A 16584-nucleotide genomic window follows, 5' to 3' on the forward strand; every position below is an offset into this window, starting at 1 on the left:
TCTGACGCTTGCTGATATAGTGGAACAGTTAGCGCTCGGCGTAGGCCTTGCCGGGTAGGCCGATAGGCCTCAAGCCGCGCTCTTATTCAGTGCTTCCCGCAGAGCGATAATCTCCGCCTGCAACCGCCCAAGCTGATCCGCATCGCGGCCGCTTGCGTCGATGATGCAGCCCGGTACGGTCTCAGCCTTTTCCTTCAGTTGTCTACCTTCTTCCGTCAGGCGCAGCACGACGACGCGTTCGTCCTGTTTGCTGCGTTCGCGGCGGATGTAGCCTGCCGTTTCCAGGCGCTTCAGGAGAGGGGTCAGCGTGCTTGATTCCAGGAAGAGCTTTTCGCCGAGGCCGCCGACGGTCTGGCTGTCTTCTTCCCAGAGGCAGACCATGGCCAGATATTGCGGGTAGGTGAGGCCGAGTTCGTCGAGAAGCGGCTTGTAGACGCGGTTGAAGGCGTGGCTTGCCGTATAGACGGCAAAGCAGATGAACGTATCGAGTTTCAGCTGGTCCGACATGGCTCAATCTCCAGAATCTGGTGATATTATATCGTGCGATAAATAATCGTAGCCGCTTTTAATGCATGATAGCTATGCAATAATTTATATTGCACGATAATAAGTCGTGCGCGATATAAAAGTCGTGTTCAGAACGAACGCAACAAACCCAAGAGGGCACGACAATGTCGACGATCAAGACCGCAGTTTCCGCAGCAGCAATCCTGGCAGCTTCCGCCATTGGGGCGTTTGCCGATCCGGTACTGGAACCGACAACGCAGAAATTCATCGACAGCCTGGCCGGCTCCAAGCCGATCTACACTTTCTCGCCGACTGATGCCCGCAACATTCTCGCCGGCGCCCAGAAGGGCGACGTGAAGAAGCTGGCAGCCCAGGAAGAAGACAAGGTTATCAAGGTCGGCCCGACCGGCAGCGTCAAGCTGCGCATCGTTCGTCCGGAAGGCGCAAAGGGCACGCTGCCTGTCATCCTGTATTTCCACGGCGGCGGCTGGGTGCTCGGCGATGCCGATACGCATGACCGGCTGGTGCGCGAAATCGCCAACGGTGCCAAGGCTGCCGTCGTCTTCGTCGATTACGATCGTTCGCCGGAAGCCCGTTACCCGATCGCTATCGAACAGGCCTATGCCGCGACGAAGTACGTCGCCGATCATGCCAAGGAATTCCACGTGGATGCGAGCCGGCTTGCCGTTGCCGGCGATAGCGTCGGCGGCAATATGGCAGCCGTCGTGACGTTGCTTGCCAAGGAGCGCGGTGGTCCTGCTATCGACCAGCAGGTGCTGTTCTACCCTGTTACCGACGCCAATTTCGACACCGGTTCCTACAACCAGTTCGCCAATGGCCCGTGGCTGACCAAGGAAGCCATGAAGTGGTTCTGGAACGCCTACCTGCCTGACGAAGCCAAGCGCAAGGATCCTACCGCTTCACCGCTGCAGGCTTCGCTCGACCAGCTGAACGGCCTGCCGCCGGCACTTATCATCACCGACGAAAATGACGTGCTGCGCGATGAAGGCGAAGCCTATGGCCGCAAGCTCACCCAGGCAGGCGTGAGGGTTACCTCGATCCGCTACAACGGCACGATCCACGACTTCGTGCTCTTGAATGCGATTGCCGAGACGCCGGCCGTCCGCGGCGCCATCTCTGTCGCCAACGACACGCTGCGCGCTGTCCTTCACAAGTAAGGGTCAATCCGCGGATGGAAGAGGCCCGGCAGGTTCGCCGGGCTTTCTTCTTGGAAGGGATTTGGTGGCATATTGCCATGCCTTCTTCCATTTCGGCGTGATGATGCCGTTGGCGGCGCGGATATTGTTGATGAACTGCAGTGTCGCCGCTTCCCAGGAATATTGCATGGCAAGCTCGCGCGCTTTCTCCCGCGAAGCGGACAGGGCGGCAAGGCAGGCAGCCTGCAGATTGTCGTCCAGCGCGCCGACGAGGCTTTCCTCGCCGATAATATCCAGCGGCCCGGTGACGGGATAGGCGGCGACCGGGACGCCTGATGCCAGTGCTTCCAGAATGGTGTTGCCGAACGTATCCGTCAGCGACGGGAAGACGAAAACGTCGGCCTGCGCATAGGCCTTTGCCAGATCCTCACCGAATTTCACACCGGTAAAATGCACATCCGGATAACGCTCTTCCAGCTCTGCGCGCGCCGGGCCGTCGCCGATGACCACCTTCGAACCGGGCAGGTCGAGATCGAGGAACGCCGGCAGGTTCTTTTCCAGCGCCACGCGGCCCACCGTCATGAAGATCGGGCGGGCAAGACCGAAGGGCTTTTCCTCCAGCGGCATCGGGTGGAATTGGGTGGCATCGATACCGCGGCTCCATGGCATGAGGTTTTTGATGCCTTTTGCAGAGAGCTCGCGGGCAAGGCTCGGGGTCGCGACCATGCAGCCGGCGCCACCATTGTGGAACCAGCGCACGAAAGCATAGAGCCAGCTTTCGGGGATCGGCAGCCGGGCCGAGACATATTCAGGAAAACGGGTGTGATAGCTGGTGGAGAACGGCATGCGCTTCCGCAGGCACCAGCGGCGCGCCGTCAGCCCCAGCGGGCCTTCCGTGGCGATATGGACGTAGGAAGGTTTATGCTTTCCGATCTCGCGGGCAACGCGACTGTACCAGGCGACCGACAGGCGGATCTCGGGATAGGTGGGGCAGGGGATACTTGCGAAACGCTCGGGCGTCACCATCGAGACTTCGACGCCCATCCTGGCCAGTTCGCGATTGGTGTTCTCGATGGAGCGGACGACGCCATTGACCTGTGGGTGCCAGGCATCGGTAACGATCACCAGCCGTTCGGGCACGGCTCCAGCCGCACTAGCCCAGCTTTCGCCGCTATACGAATTAGACGGACGTTGCAGCATATCCCCATTTCCATCAGCGCCGCATAGTTCTGGCAACGCGCAACCCCTGGCGGGTTTCCGGAATGGCGATTCCCGCGGCTCTATTCTGGCGGAAGTGCATGATGGAAATATTACAGCCCTGTATGAGTATTTACAGGAGCTTACAGCCGTGGTGACCGGCAATTATGTCGGCAAGTGAAAGGCGGAAAGCGAGGCGCCTTAAAAAAGAACGGCGCCGGCGGGGAGGCCGGCGCCGCAATAAAACTTAGGCTGCTGCCGAAGCGGAGCCGGAAATCGGAACTTCCGATATCGTCTTCAGAACCTGCGACGCGATCTGGTAAGGGCAGCCCTGGGAGTTCGGGCGGCGGTCTTCCAGGTAGCCACGGTAATCGTTCTTGACGAAGGAGTGCGGAACGCGGATCGAGGCGCCACGGTCGGCAACGCCGTAGGAGAACTTGTTCCACGGAGCCGTTTCGTGCTTGCCGGTCAGGCGCTTGTCGTTGTCCGGGCCGTAGACATTGATGTGGTCCATCAGGTTCTTTTCGAACTGGGCCATCAGTGCCTCGAAATAGGCCTTGCCGCCGATTTCGCGCATATACTTGGTGGAGAAGTTGCAATGCATGCCCGAGCCGTTCCAGTCGGTGTCGCCGAGCGGCTTGCAGTGATACTCGATATCAATGCCATACTTCTCGGTCAGGCGCTGCAGGAGGTAGCGCGCCATCCAGATCTGGTCGGCGGCCTTCTTGGAGCCCTTGCCGAAAATCTGGAATTCCCACTGGCCCTTGGCCACTTCGGCATTGATGCCTTCGTGGTTGATGCCGGCAGCGAGGCAGAGGTCGAGATGCTCTTCGACGATTTCGCGGGCAACCGAGCCGACGTTCGAATAGCCGACGCCGGTATAGTACGGACCCTGCGGAGCCGGGTAGCCGCTCTCCGGGAAGCCGAGCGGACGGCCGTTTTCGTAGAAGAAATATTCCTGTTCGAAGCCGAACCAGGCATCTTCGTCATCAAGGATCGTTGCACGAGCGTTGCTTGCATGCGGCGTGACGCCGTCCGGCATCATGACTTCGCACATGACGAGCACGCCGTTGGTGCGGGCCGGATCGGGATAGATGGCAACCGGCTTCAGCACGCAATCCGAGCTGCGGCCTTCGGCCTGCATCGTCGACGAACCATCGAAGCCCCAAAGCGGGAGCTGTTCGAGTGTCGGGAAATTATCGAATTCCTTGACCTGTGTCTTGCCACGCAGGTTCGGTACCGGGGTGTAACCGTCGAGCCAAATATACTCGAGCTTATACTTTGTCATCTGCGACTCTCTCTGCTGCGAACTGAACCCTGCGGCGGTAGACGCAAGAGTGCGTCGTCCCGTCAGGGATTGCCTATGCAAATGCACGTAGCGTGCCAGTTCGGTGAGCCGACATAAAAAATTTACGAATCACGAGGCCGAGCCGGTTTTCGGTGCGACGCCGTACGAGGGAGGTCAAAGCCGGTTCATCTCTATTGGCCTTTCAGGCCGCCATTTTCGGCTTGGAACCAGAGCCGAAGTCGGGCGTTCGGAGAAATGGATGAAGTTTTAGACAATTCAGAGCCGGCTTTATCGGAAAATGCTGCATAAACGGTCCGCGACGGCAATGCTGCCGATATTTTGTGCAATTTGCATAAACTATGTGCATTGTGTTACTGTAGCGACCGTAAATGTTGATAGGCCGAGCTGAAGAAAGGCTATCTCATGGCAATCGGTTTCCATCGCGAATCCGCGACGATCTATCAGTTTCCCATCAGGGCCGTTCAAGCGCCGAACCGCTTCGAGCGTTTTCGGATGATGGAGCGTGAGGCTGCCGATGTGTGCGATGCGCTCGACAGCTGCTGGTATCACGATGAGGCCGTTCGGACCGACGACAAGAAGCCCAATTCTTGATCTGACAATCGACATGAATGACCGCTGAGGCGGGGGCGAGCCTGCGCGTGGCTGCTTGAGAAGCAACATGCGCAGGCTTCAATCGGATGATCAGAGGCCGAGCTTTTCCTTCGGCACCAGTGCACCATGCTCGCTCACAACGCGGGCGGCGATCTTCGCTCCAAAGCGGGCGGCTGCCGGGGCATCCCGGTTTTCCAGATAGTGCGCAAGAAAAGCGCCGTTGAAGCTGTCGCCGGCGCTGGTCGTGTCGACGACCGTGTCCACCTTTTCCGCAGGCACATAGGTTTGCTCGTTGGCGAAGCTCAGCGTTGCGCCTTCCGCACCATTCTTGACGACGACATGCGAGGCGCCGAGTCCGCGATAGCGTTCAATGGTGGCTTCGATGGAGGCATCGCCGAAATGGGCAGCCTCGTCGTCGAAGCTCGGCATAACGAGCGAAGAGGCACGCCCGCCTTCACTGATCGTCGCGTGCATTACGTCGTAGCTCGACCAGAGGCGAGGGCGGATGTTCGGGTCGAAGACAACGAACTTGCCGACTGCCTTGGCACGGCGGATTTCCGCAAGCAGCGTCTCGGCGTCGTCATGGGACAGGATAGCGAGCGTGATGCCGGAGAAGTAGACCACCTCGGCGCTTTCCACCGCCTCACGCAGCTGGTCCGGATCGGCGGCCAAGCTGCGCGCAGCCGAGTTGTCGCGCCAGTAGCTGAAGGAGCGTTCGCCGTTCCTCAGATTGATCATGTAGAGACCGGGCGTCTTGCCCTTGATGCGGCAGATGAGGTCCGTGCCTATGCTGGCCTTGTCCATGAAGGCGACCATTTCGTCCGACATCGGATCATCGCCGAGCGCGGTGAAATAATCGACCGACCAGGCGGGCGGCAGGCAGGCACGGGCATACCATGCGGTGTTGAAAGTATCGCCGGCAAAGCCTTTGCGCAGCAGGCCTTCACCCGCCTGCGAGAGCTCCACCATGCATTCGCCGATCGACAGAAACCGTCCGCTCAAGCTTTCCTCCCGGATTTTTTCTGCTCTTGCGGATACGCGAAGAGGCCGGAGGAGACAAGTCAAGGAGAGTTGAAAGTCCATCGCCCCGGTGCCGGGGCGATGGAGAATATCAGATCAGGACTCATCCATATGGTAGCAGGCGGCCGTCTGGCCGGGGCGGACGAGTTCCGTCGGCGGCATTTCCGTGCGACAGATATTCGTCGCCTTCCAGCAGCGCGGCGAGAAGACGCAGCCTTTTGGCGGATTGAGTGGCGAGGGTGGATCTCCCTGCAGGCGGATACGGCTACGCTGACGCGCAAGCTTCGGATCGGGGATCGGAGCCGCCGAGAAGAGTGCCTGCGTGTAGGGATGTGCCGGATGTTCGAAGACCGTGGCGCAATCGCCGGCTTCGACCACCTTGCCGAGATAAAGAACCAGCACGTCGTCCGAAATCAGGCGCACGACCGAGAGGTCGTGGCTGATGAAGATCAGCGTCAGCCCGAACTCCTTGCGCAGCTTGCGGAGCAGCGTGATGACCTGGCCCTGGATCGATACGTCGAGAGCCGAGACCGGCTCGTCGCAGATGATGAGTTTCGGCCGGGTGACGACAGCGCGGGCAATGCCGATACGCTGAGCCTGACCGCCCGAGAATTCGTGCGGGTAGCGATTGATCATCTCGGGCACGAGGCCGACGGCCGTCATGATCTCGCGCACGCGCTCAAGCCTCTGAGCCCTGTTCAGCTTCGGCTCGAAGACGGTGAGCGGTTCGGCAATGATATCGCCGACTGTCATACGCGGGTCGAGTGACGCGATCGGATCCTGGAAGATGATCTGCATGTCGCGGCGTGCGGCGCGCATTTCCTCATCCGAGAGATCGAGAAGGTTGCGGCCCTGCCAGAGGATCCGGCCTTTCTGTGCCTTCAGAAGACGCAGGATCGAGCGGCCGAGCGTGGATTTGCCGCAGCCGGATTCGCCGACAATGCCGAGCGTGCGGCCTTCGGCGAGATCGAAGCTGACATTGTTGACGGCGGTCAGCATCAGCGGCGGTTTGAAGAAGGATTTCGAGGGGATCTCGAACTGGGTCGTCAGGTTCTCGACCCTCAGAAGCGAGCGCTCAGCCATGGATCAGCAACTCCTCGCGGCGGGGGAAGGGATGGAAGCAGGCGGCGCAATGGTTTGCCCCTTGCTGCTGAAGCTGCGGCGGGCGGTCGATGCAATCGTCCTGAACCTGCGAACAGCGCGGCGAGAAATTGCAGCCCTTCGGCAGATGCTGCAGGTTCGGCGGACGGCCGGGAATGACGACGAGGTCGTCGACATCCTGGTCAGGGCGCGGGATCGAAGCGTGCAAGGCTGCTGTATAGGGGTGGGCCGGGTTCTCGAAGAGCTCGTCAACAGGAGCTTCCTCGACGATACGGCCGGCATACATGACGGCCACCCTGTCTGCGAGACCGGCGACGACGCCGAGGTCGTGGGTGATCATCAGGAGTGCGGTGTTCATCTCCGCCGTCAGATCGTTGAAGAGATCGAGGATCTGCGCCTGGATGGTGACGTCGAGCGCTGTTGTCGGCTCGTCGGCGATCAGCAGTTTCGGTTTGGTGAGCAGCGCCATGGCAATGACGATGCGCTGCCGCATGCCGCCCGAAAGTTCATGCGGATACAGGCCGAAACGGCGCGTGGGATCAGGAATGCCGACGCGCTTCAGCATGTCGAGTGCCTCTGCGGATGCCGCCCTGGCGGTAAAGCCGCGATGGATCTCAAGCTGTTCCGTCAGTTGCCGGGAAATCCGGAGCGACGGATTAAGCGCAGTCATCGGATCCTGGAAGACCATGGCCATGTCCTTGCCGCGAACACGGTCGAGTTCGCGCGGCTTCAGCGCCAGCACGTTCTTGCCTTCCAGCAAGGCCTGGCCGGTCGTTTTGCCGTTCTTGGCAAGCAGGCCCATGATGCCGAGGAAGGTCTGGCTCTTGCCGGAACCGGATTCGCCGACGATGGCGATGCGCTCGCCGCGGCGAACCGTCAGGTTCATGTTCGAGACCGCCTTCACCTGCCCTTCGGGCGTCTCGAAGGTGATCGAGTAGTCCTTCAGTTCGAGAAGGGTATCGTTCTGTTTTTCCTGAGACATCTTATCGATCCTTCGGGTCGAATGCATCGCGCAGCCCGTCGCCGATAAACAGCAGGCTGAGCAGCAGGGCCACGAGGAAGCTTGCCGGGAAAACCAGCAGCCAGGGCATGCTTTCCATGGCATCGGTGCCTTCGGCAATCAGGGTGCCGAGCGAGGTCAGCGGTTCCTGAACGCCAAAGCCGAGATAGGAGAGGAAACTCTCGGTCGCGATGATCTCAGGCACGGTCAACGCCGCGAAGATGACGACGGGGCCGACGAGGTTAGGGATGATGTGCTTGGTGATGATCTTGAAAGGCTTCTGACCCGAGGCGCGGGCAGCTTCCACGAATTCGCGGTGCTTGAGCGACAGGGTCTGACCGCGCACGATGCGGGCCATGGTCAGCCATTCGAGTGCGCCGATCGCTGCAAAGAGCAGGTAGACGTTGCGGCCGAAGATCACCATCAGCAGGATGACGAAGAGGATGTAGGGAAGTGCGTACATGATATCGACGAAGCGCATCATGATGGCATCCAGCCTGCCGCCGATATAACCGGATACCGCACCGTAGAGCACGCCGATGACCACGGAGACGAGGGTTGCCGTCAGCGCCACGGCAAGCGAAATGCGCGTGCCGTAGAGCACACGCGCAAGCAGGTCGCGGCCGTTCGGGTCGGTGCCGAAATAGTGGCCGTTTTCGAAGGAGGGTGGGGCGCGGAAGGCGGCCCAATCAGGGTCTTCATAGCTGAAGGGAATGAAGTTCGGGCCAAGGAAGGCGGCAAGGATCAGCACCACCAGAACGCCGATGGAGATGACTGCCGCCTTGTTGCGAGAGAGGCGGCGCAGCGCATCCTTAGTTAGAGAGCGGCCTTCCGGAGACAGACCTTCGGCCTCCAGCAGTTCGGCTGCGAGCAGCTCTCTTTTCGCGGGATTGAGGATCATCTGTTTCTCACTTTCGGGTCCAGCCAGGCATAGGCGATGTCGACCAGAAGGTTCAGGAACACGATCAGCACCATGTAGAAGATGACCGTACCGAGAACCATGCCGTAATCGCGGTTCAGCGCTGCGTTGACGAAATAGCGGCCGATGCCGGGCAATCCGAAGATGCTTTCGACAACCAGCGAGCCGGTGAGAAGGTAACTTGCCGCCGGTCCCAGATAGGAAACGACAGGCATCAGGGCGGGCTTCAGCGCGTGGCGCATGACCGTCAGGCGCGGGCCAATGCCCTTGGCCTTGGCGGTACGGATGAAGTTCTGGTTCATGACCTCGATCATCGAGCCGCGGGTGATACGCGAGATGCGGCCCGCATGCGGCAGGGCCAGAACGACGATGGGCAGGACGAGGTATTTGATCGAGCCGTCACCCCAGCCGCCGACCGGAAACCACGCGAGATGGATGCCGAAGACGAGTTGCATGATGGGCGCGATCAGGAAGTTCGGCAGGACGACGCCCACCAGAATGAGGGCACTCAGAATATAGTCCGGTGCCTTGTTCTGATAGAGCGCCCCAAGACAGCCGACAGCAATGCCAACAATGATGGCAATCAGGAACGCAGCCGTGCCGATGGTGAAAGTGTAGGGCAGGCCGATCATGATCTGCTGGGCGACGGTAAAGTCCTCGCTCGCGAAGGAGGGGCCGAGGTCGCCTTTCAGCAGGTCGCCAACGTAGATCAGGTACTGCTGAACAAGCGGCTTATCCAGATTGTAGTGGATCGCAAGGTTTTTCAGGATCACCGGCGGCAATGGCCTTTCGCCATCGAAGGGGCCGCCGGGAGCAAGGCGCAAAACGAAAAAGCAGGCTGTGACGGCGATCCACAGGACGGGGATCGTCGACAGCAATCGACGGAGTGCATATTTGATCATGGGCGTGGAACGGCTCTTTCCGGGCCTGCCGGAAAGAGCCTTTCATCCTTATTCTTTGATGGACAGCCAGCGCGTGCGGTGGATGTCCTGAACGTTGTCGACGAAGCCTTCGATCTTAGGCGAGACGACGTTCTTGGAGACGTAGTAATAGATCGGCAGCGCGGCGGTATCGTCCAGCGCGAGCTGTTCGGCCTTCTTGAAGATCTCGGCGCGCTTCGTCAGATCGGTCTGAGCGTTGCCCTCCTTGATCAACTTGTCGTAATCGGCATTCGACCAGCGACCGTAGTTCATCTGGACGCCCGTCACGAGAAGGTTGAGGAAGTTGTCCGGGTCATTGTAGTCGGCAAGCCAGCCGGCACGGCCGATCTGCACTTCACCGCGCTGCAACTGGTCGTAGTGGACCTTCGTTTCAGCGTTGACGAGTTCGACGTTCACGCCAAGCGGCTTCCACATGGAGGCGATCGCGACGGCGATGCGCTTATGGTTGTCGTTGGTGTTGTACTTGAGCTCGGTGGTCAGCGGATGATCCGGACCGAAACCGGCTTCCTTCAGCAGCTTCTTGGCTTCTTCGACCTTGTCCTTGTAAGGGAGATCCTTCCAGGAGACGTAGGCAGGTTCGCCGTAGTTTGCCGTGCCCGGCGGGACCCAGGAATAGGCCGGCAGTTCGCCGGTGCCGAGGATCTGTGGGCCGATGACTTCGCGGTTGATCGCCATGGACAGAGCCTGGCGCACGCGCTTGTCGCTGAAGGGGGGCTTTGTCGAGTTGATGACGTAGTAGTAGAGGCCGGAGAAGGGGGCAACATGCGCCTGGCCCGGCAGGTTCTTCTTCATCCATTCGTACTGGTCAGTCGGGAAGTCGGTGAGGATGTCGAATTCGCCCGCGCGGTAGCGCTTCAGCGCAGCTTCCTGGTCTTCAAGCACGAAGAACTTTGCGCCGTCGATCTTGATATCCTTGGCGCCGTAATACTGATCATTCCTGACGGTCGTGACGTGCGAACCGGGGACCCACTCGGTCGGCTTGTACGGACCGTTGGTGACGATATTGCCGATCTTGACCCAGTCCTGACCCTTGGCTTCGACGACATGTTTCGGCAGCGGATAGGCCGTGTAGTGCATCAGGGCGTTGATGAAATAGGGGGTCGGGTTTTCAAGGGTGATCTCAAGCGTCTTGTCGTCGATCGCCTTGACGCCGAGCTCGTTCAGATCGGTGATCTCGCCCTTGTTGATCTTTTCAGCATTCTTGATGGTGAACTGCAGATAGGCATAGTCGGCAGCATTCTTCGGGTCGATGAGGCGCTGGAGGGCGAAGACGAAGTCGCCGGCCGTTACCGGCTGGCCGTCGGACCACTTGATGCCATCACGCAGCTTGAAGGTGTAGACCTTGCCATCGGGGGAAATGGTCCAGCTTTCGGCCTGGCCAGGGATCGGATTATCCTTGGCATCTTCGGTGACGAGGCCTTCGAAGATATCGCCGGCAATGCGGTTTTCCCAGTCGCCGGAGAGCTTTTGCGGATCCAGCGAAGTGGGGTCGCCACCATTATGGATGTTCAGCGTGGCTGCGTGGGCCGAAAACGCGAGCAATGAGCCAACCATTGCAGACGCGAGAAATTTTTTCGTAAAAAAGGACATTATGGGTCCACCTTTCTAGGCTTTTCGCCTTTTCTTTAGTCATTTGTTCCCGGTTAGACCTGTTACGTGCAGGTCAACGGCACCTTAACGCAAAGGTTTGGCGTTGCAACCCCTAAACCGGTGGGTAGCATTAGGGTGTGGACAAGCCTATAAGCGTCTCCCTTTTGCCGGATCGCGACGGCCTGTATTCGTTGCCAAATAAGTCATCGCGCTGTTGTTTTTTGCCGCACCGTCTTTAGTGTTGCGGTCGAAATGAAGCAGGAGACGGCGGTCGATGGCATTGCAGACGGACGGGAATGCGGACTGGTGGCGCGGCGCGGTGATCTATCAGGTCTATCCGCGATCGTTTCAGGATACGAACGGCGACGGGCTCGGCGATCTCAAGGGGATAACCCGGCGCTTGCCACATATTGCCAGCCTCGGCGTTGACGCCATCTGGCTTTCTCCCTTCTTCAAATCGCCCATGGCAGACATGGGCTATGACGTCTCCGATTATTGCGACGTCGATCCGATTTTCGGCACGCTCGACGATTTCGACGCGATGATGGCAGAAGCCCACAGGCTCGGAATAAAGGTCATCATCGACCAGGTGATTTCCCATACATCCGACCGGCATCCATGGTTCGTGGAAAGCCGCTCCAGCCGCACGAACGACAAGGCCGACTGGTATGTCTGGGCCGATCCGAAGCCCGATGGGACGGCGCCGAACAACTGGCTGTCGATCTTCGGCGGACCGGGCTGGGAATGGGATGGCGTGCGCCGGCAATATTACCAGCATAACTTCCTGACCTCGCAGCCGGACCTGAACTTTCACAGCAAACAGGTTCAGGATGCCCTGCTGAAAACTGTGAAATTCTGGCTCGACCGTGGTGTGGACGGTTTCCGCCTTGACACCGTGAATTATTACTTCTGTGACAAACAGCTCCGGGACAATCCGCCGCATGAGCCAGACCCGGATCAGGCCGGCCTCGATGCGCCCGACAGCAACCCCTATGGCATGCAGAACCATCTTTACGACAAGACGCAGCCGGAGAACCTCGAATTCCTCAAGCGCTTCCGTGCATTGCTCGACCAGTACGAGGGGCGCACGACCGTCGGCGAAGTGGGCGACGGTGCGCGCTCGCTGAAGACCGTTGCGGCCTATACGACCGGCGGCGACAAGCTGCATATGTGCTACACCTTCGACCTGCTTGGTCCGGACTTCACGGCAGATCATATCCGCGGCTGTGTCGAGAGCTTCCAGCGCATGGTGAAGGACGGCTGGGTCTGCTGGGCCTTCTCCAACCATGACGTCAACCGCCATGTCAGCCGTTTCGCGCTGACGGAAGACGAACGTCCGGTTATCGCCAAGCTGGCAATTTCGGTGCTGGCAGCACTTCGCGGTTCGATTTGCCTCTATCAGGGCGAGGAGCTGGGGCTGCCGGAGGCGGAGCTTGCCTTCGAAGACCTGCGCGACCCCTATGGTATTCGCTTCTGGCCGGCCTTCAAGGGCCGCGACGGATGCCGCACGCCGATGCCATGGGAAGCCGGCAAGGCGCATGCCGGTTTCACCAGCGCCGAGAAGAGTTGGCTGCCGGTGCCCTATGAGCAGGCAGCGCTGTCCGTGGACACGCAGGAAAACAGCGACAGTTCCGTCCTGCATCATTATCGGCGCACGCTGGAATTCCGCAAAAGTCAGCCGGTGCTGCTCGACGGCAGCATGGAATTCGTCGGCAGCAATCAGGATCTGCTCGCCTTTATCAGAGACAAGGGCGGGGAGAAGCTGCTCTTCGTCTTCAACCTGACGCGCGAGCCAGCGGAGTTCCGTCTCCCGGCCGGCATGTCGTTAGGCGAACCGCTGAACATGCCGGGGTTCAAGGCTGTTTCGCGCGATCATGCGGTCAAGCTCGGCGCGCTCGACGCTTTCTGCGCCCGTATCGTCTGAGTGATCAGCCGATCAGCATAAAGCGATCGACATCAACCATTCCCTTGTCCGAGATCTTCAAATGCGGGATCACGGGCAGGGGCAGGAAGGCGACCTGCAGGAAGGGTTCTTCCAGCGTCGTGCCAAGGGCGTAGGCGGCCTTCCGCAGATGATGCAGCGTGTCGCGCACCACCTCATAGGGCTCCAGGCTCATCAGGCCGGCGACAGGCAGCGCGATTTCGCCGGTAACCTTGCCGTCTTCGACGACCACGAAGCCGCCCTTTATCTCGCCAAGACGGTTAGCGGCGAGTGCCATGTCGTCCTCGCTGACGCCGACGACACAGATATTGTGGCTGTCGTGGCCGACCGTTGAAGCAATCGCGCCTTTCTTCAATCCAAAACCCTGCACGAAGCCGTTGGCGTGATTGCCGTTCTTGCCGTGCCGCTCGATGACTGCGACCTTGATGATATCGTTGCCGAGATCGACGGTGGTCTGGTTGCCTTTCGCCGGCAGGTGATAGCGACGATGCTCCGTGATGATCTTGCCCGGCATGACGCCGATGACGGATGTTTCGCCCTCGGCGACCGGTACGCCGAAATGGGCCGCATTGACCGGCCGCGCCTTGACGCTGTCGAGGCCGACGGGGGCAATTGGCTTGCGGGTGGTAAAGAGTGCATCGGCGACATGACGGCCGGCGGAAAAGACCATGTCCGCCCGGCAATTTTCGAGACTGTCGATGACGACAAGATCGGCCCGCCAGCCGGGGGCAATGAGGCCGCGGTCACGCAGGCCGAAGGCGCGGGCGGCGGAGATCGAGGCGGCCCGGTAGATTGCCAGCGGCTCGACGCCGGCAGCGATCGCCGTGCGGATCATGTAGTCGAGATGACCCTGCTCGGCGATATCAAGCGGATTGCGATCATCGGTGCAGAGCGCAAGATAAGGGGAGAGGCGCTCCGTGATGATGGGCATCAGGGCGTGTAGGTCCTTAGAGACCGAGCCCTCGCGCACGAGGATATGCATGCCCTTGCGAATTTTCTCCAGCGCTTCGGTGGCACTCGTGCATTCATGCTCGGTGCGGATGCCGGTGGAGAGATAGCCGTTGAGATCGTTGCCTGAGAGCAGCGGTGCATGCCCATCGATATGGTCACCCTGGAAAGCATCGAGCTTTGCCATGCAGACGGGATCCTTGTGGATCACGCCGGGGAAATTCATGAACTCGGCAAGGCCGATGACCTTGGGATGGTTGCGATAGGGCAGAAGGCTTTCGACCGGAAGGTCGGCGCCTGATGTTTCCAGATGCGTGGCCGGCACACAGGAGGACAGCTGCACGCGGATATCCATGATCGTTTCGAGCGCCGAAGCGAGGAAGAATTCGATGCCTTCCTTGCCGAGCACATTGGCGATCTCATGGGGGTCGCAGATCACGGTCGTCACGCCATAAGGCAGGACGCAGCGGTCGAATTCATGCGGCGTGACGAGCGAGGATTCGATGTGTAGATGCGTGTCGATGAAGCCCGGAACGACGATCCTGCCGGAAATATCGATCTCGGTCTCGCCGCTATAGGCGCCGCAGGTGCCGACGATGCGGTCGCCGCAGATTGCGATATCAGACTGGATAAGCTCACCCGTCACGAGATCGAAGAAGCGTCCGCCTTTCAGCACGATATCGGCCGGTATGCGACCCACACCCTGATCGATGAGACGTTCGAGCTTGGCGGTCATGGTCTTCACCTTCTTCAACTGATTTCTGCTGCTGGGCGCAGGATGCCGGAAAAACTTCCCGGTTGTATTTCGGGCTACTTTCGCCTGCACATCGGCAATGCTAATGACGCGAGCATACAGATGCGAAGTTCCAACTCAAGGCCATGATATGAAAGCAATTATTTCAGCTGCTTGTGTAGTCGTGCTTCTCTTGAATAGCTGTTCAACGGTGGCTTTGGTCAAGCTTGAGACTGACAAGAACGGCCGAGTGAGCCAAGTTACAGTGAAGCAATCAAGTGGAAACACCGACTATGATGAGTATCTGAAGCGCCTGGCGATCAAAAACTTCCACAACAAGGTTCCGCGGCCAGCTTCCAACGGCGTTTACGTTCAACCCTTGGTCATCGAATACAATACGCTGAAAGATTATGTTGGAGGCGGTCCCAAGCTGCCAGAGTGACGGTGTCTTCGCATGGCAAATAGAAATCGGGCGCCGTGAGGCGCCCGATCCCGTTGTCAGCACTGTTGCCACTTACTCGGCAGCGACGATCTTGCCGCCTTCCCACTTGTAGAGTGAGAAGCTCTGCGAGGAGAGGTCGCCGGTTTCGCCGTAGGTGAGCTTGCCGATGACTGTCGGGATCTGGTCGCCGCCCTTCAGGGCAGCCGCGACGGCTTCCGCATCTTCGGCGCTGCCGGCCTTTTCGATACCGGCCTTCAGCACTTCGACGGCAGCATAGGCGTTCAGCGTGAAGGCTTCGGCCGGGATGTTCTTGGCGGCGAGCGCATCGGCAGCGACCTTGGAGTCCGGGCTCTTGGTGGCGTCGGAGGCGTTGGTGAACAGTGTGCCGGCTGCCGCATCCGTGCCGATCGTCCAGAACTCGGTGTTGGAGAGACCGTCACCGCCGATGATCTGGGCATTCACCGAGAGGTCATGGAGCTGGCGGGCGAGCAGGCCGCCTTCCGGGTGGTAACCGCCGAAGTAGACGAGATCAACCTTCTCGGCCTTGATACGGGTGGTCAGGGCGGAAAAGTCCTTGTCGCCGGGCGTTATGGAGTCGTTGATGACTTCGGTGATGCCGCCGGCATTCAGCGTTGCCTTGAAGGCATCGGCGAGGCCCTTACCATAAGCGCCCTTGTCGTTGATGATGGCGACGCGCTTGTCCTTGAAGTGCTCAAGAACATATTTGGCGGCGACTTCGGCCTGCTGGTCGTCGCGGCCGCAGGTGCGCAGAACATTGGTCAGCCCACGCTTGGTGAGGTCAGGCGCGGTTGCAGTTGGAGTGACCATCAGTACGCCATTTTCGGCCAGAACGTCGGAGACCGGGATAGCAACGCCAGACGTGACCGGGCCGACGACGAAACGGATGCCGTCGCCGACAACCTTGTTCGCGGCGGAAACGCCCTGCTTCGGTTCGCCAGCGTCGTCAGCCAGTTCGAGCACGACCTTCTCGCCGAGAATGCCGCCGCTCTTGTTGATTTCGTCGACGGCGGTCTGCGCGCCGTTCTTTACCTGGTCGCCATAGGCTGCCACCGGGCCGGTCAGCGGCGCGATGAGGCCGATGGTGATATCCGCATGCGCGAGCGGCGCAAATGCCAGCGAGGCAACGAGCGTCGCCGTCAGAGTCTTCAGAGTCATGGTCTGTCTCC

Annotated in this window: 15 protein-coding genes; 4 read left to right on the forward strand and 11 right to left on the reverse strand. The window is 59.7% G+C overall.

Annotation, left to right across the window (positions count from 1 at the left end):
- Nucleotides 1-69: 69 nt before the first annotated feature.
- Nucleotides 70-507, reverse strand: a complete 438-nt coding sequence (locus tag AC1D35_RS16865; RefSeq protein ID WP_113297494.1) for a MarR family transcriptional regulator — start codon at nt 505-507, stop codon at nt 70-72.
- Between the two features lie 164 nt (nt 508-671).
- Here AC1D35_RS16865 and AC1D35_RS16870 point away from each other — a divergent pair, with 164 nt between their 5' ends.
- Nucleotides 672-1685 carry an alpha/beta hydrolase gene (locus AC1D35_RS16870; RefSeq protein ID WP_113308762.1) on the forward strand — a complete coding sequence of 338 codons (1014 nt, stop codon included), beginning with the start codon at nt 672-674 and terminating at the stop codon, nt 1683-1685.
- A gap of 3 nt (nt 1686-1688) precedes the next feature.
- On the opposite strand, the gene AC1D35_RS16875 is transcribed toward AC1D35_RS16870, so the two are convergent.
- Entirely contained in the window at nt 1689-2864 is a 1176-nt protein-coding gene (locus tag AC1D35_RS16875) for a glycosyltransferase family 4 protein (RefSeq protein ID WP_113297496.1), read from the reverse strand.
- Between the two features lie 244 nt (nt 2865-3108).
- Nucleotides 3109-4149 carry a glutamine synthetase beta-grasp domain-containing protein gene (locus AC1D35_RS16880; RefSeq protein ID WP_113308763.1) on the reverse strand — a complete coding sequence of 347 codons (1041 nt, stop codon included), beginning with the start codon at nt 4147-4149 and terminating at the stop codon, nt 3109-3111.
- A gap of 423 nt (nt 4150-4572) precedes the next feature.
- Between AC1D35_RS16880 and AC1D35_RS16885 the strand changes: the two genes are divergently transcribed.
- Nucleotides 4573-4761 carry a DUF2735 domain-containing protein gene (locus AC1D35_RS16885; RefSeq protein ID WP_113297498.1) on the forward strand — a complete coding sequence of 63 codons (189 nt, stop codon included), beginning with the start codon at nt 4573-4575 and terminating at the stop codon, nt 4759-4761.
- A gap of 90 nt (nt 4762-4851) precedes the next feature.
- Here AC1D35_RS16885 and AC1D35_RS16890 read toward each other — a convergent pair whose 3' ends face one another.
- The 6 genes from AC1D35_RS16890 to AC1D35_RS16915 form a co-directional block, all read right to left on the reverse strand.
- The gene (locus tag AC1D35_RS16890; RefSeq protein ID WP_113308764.1) at nt 4852-5763 is read right to left on the reverse strand and encodes a sugar kinase; all 912 of its coding nucleotides are present in this window, start codon (nt 5761-5763) and stop codon (nt 4852-4854) included.
- Between the two features lie 114 nt (nt 5764-5877).
- On the reverse strand, nt 5878-6864 hold the full coding sequence (locus AC1D35_RS16895) for an oligopeptide/dipeptide ABC transporter ATP-binding protein (RefSeq protein WP_113308765.1): 987 nt from the start codon (nt 6862-6864) through the stop codon (nt 5878-5880).
- Nucleotides 6857-7864, reverse strand: coding sequence for an ABC transporter ATP-binding protein (locus tag AC1D35_RS16900; RefSeq protein WP_113297501.1), 1008 nt, complete (start codon nt 7862-7864; stop codon nt 6857-6859). The genes AC1D35_RS16895 and AC1D35_RS16900 overlap by 8 nt, the downstream gene beginning before the upstream one ends.
- A 1-nt stretch (nt 7865) precedes the next feature.
- Nucleotides 7866-8783 carry an ABC transporter permease subunit gene (locus tag AC1D35_RS16905; RefSeq protein WP_113297502.1) on the reverse strand — a complete coding sequence of 306 codons (918 nt, stop codon included), beginning with the start codon at nt 8781-8783 and terminating at the stop codon, nt 7866-7868.
- Nucleotides 8780-9703 carry an ABC transporter permease subunit gene (locus tag AC1D35_RS16910; RefSeq protein WP_113308766.1) on the reverse strand — a complete coding sequence of 308 codons (924 nt, stop codon included), beginning with the start codon at nt 9701-9703 and terminating at the stop codon, nt 8780-8782. Before AC1D35_RS16910 ends, AC1D35_RS16905 begins: the two co-directional genes overlap by 4 nt.
- A 48-nt stretch (nt 9704-9751) precedes the next feature.
- Nucleotides 9752-11332, reverse strand: a complete 1581-nt coding sequence (locus AC1D35_RS16915; RefSeq protein ID WP_113297504.1) for a peptide ABC transporter substrate-binding protein — start codon at nt 11330-11332, stop codon at nt 9752-9754.
- A gap of 274 nt (nt 11333-11606) precedes the next feature.
- Here AC1D35_RS16915 and bglA point away from each other — a divergent pair, with 274 nt between their 5' ends.
- Nucleotides 11607-13256, forward strand: a complete 1650-nt coding sequence (bglA, locus tag AC1D35_RS16920; RefSeq protein ID WP_113308767.1) for a beta-galactosidase BglA — start codon at nt 11607-11609, stop codon at nt 13254-13256.
- A 4-nt stretch (nt 13257-13260) separates the two neighbouring features.
- On the opposite strand, the gene ade is transcribed toward bglA, so the two are convergent.
- A complete protein-coding gene (gene ade / locus AC1D35_RS16925; RefSeq protein WP_113308852.1) occupies nt 13261-14958 on the reverse strand; it encodes an adenine deaminase in 1698 nt (565 codons plus the stop codon).
- 148 nt (nt 14959-15106) lie between these two features.
- Here ade and AC1D35_RS16930 point away from each other — a divergent pair, with 148 nt between their 5' ends.
- Nucleotides 15107-15397: a TonB C-terminal domain-containing protein gene (locus AC1D35_RS16930; protein ID WP_162747109.1), complete on the forward strand. Its 291-nt coding sequence runs from the start codon at nt 15107-15109 to the stop codon at nt 15395-15397.
- 72 nt (nt 15398-15469) lie between these two features.
- Here the strand turns inward: AC1D35_RS16930 and AC1D35_RS16935 are convergent, their stop codons facing one another.
- The gene (locus AC1D35_RS16935; RefSeq protein WP_113297507.1) at nt 15470-16573 is read right to left on the reverse strand and encodes a branched-chain amino acid ABC transporter substrate-binding protein; all 1104 of its coding nucleotides are present in this window, start codon (nt 16571-16573) and stop codon (nt 15470-15472) included.
- Between the last annotated feature and the right edge of the window lie 11 nt (nt 16574-16584).

It is taken from the genome of Rhizobium sp. P1_E6 (assembly GCF_056405875.1).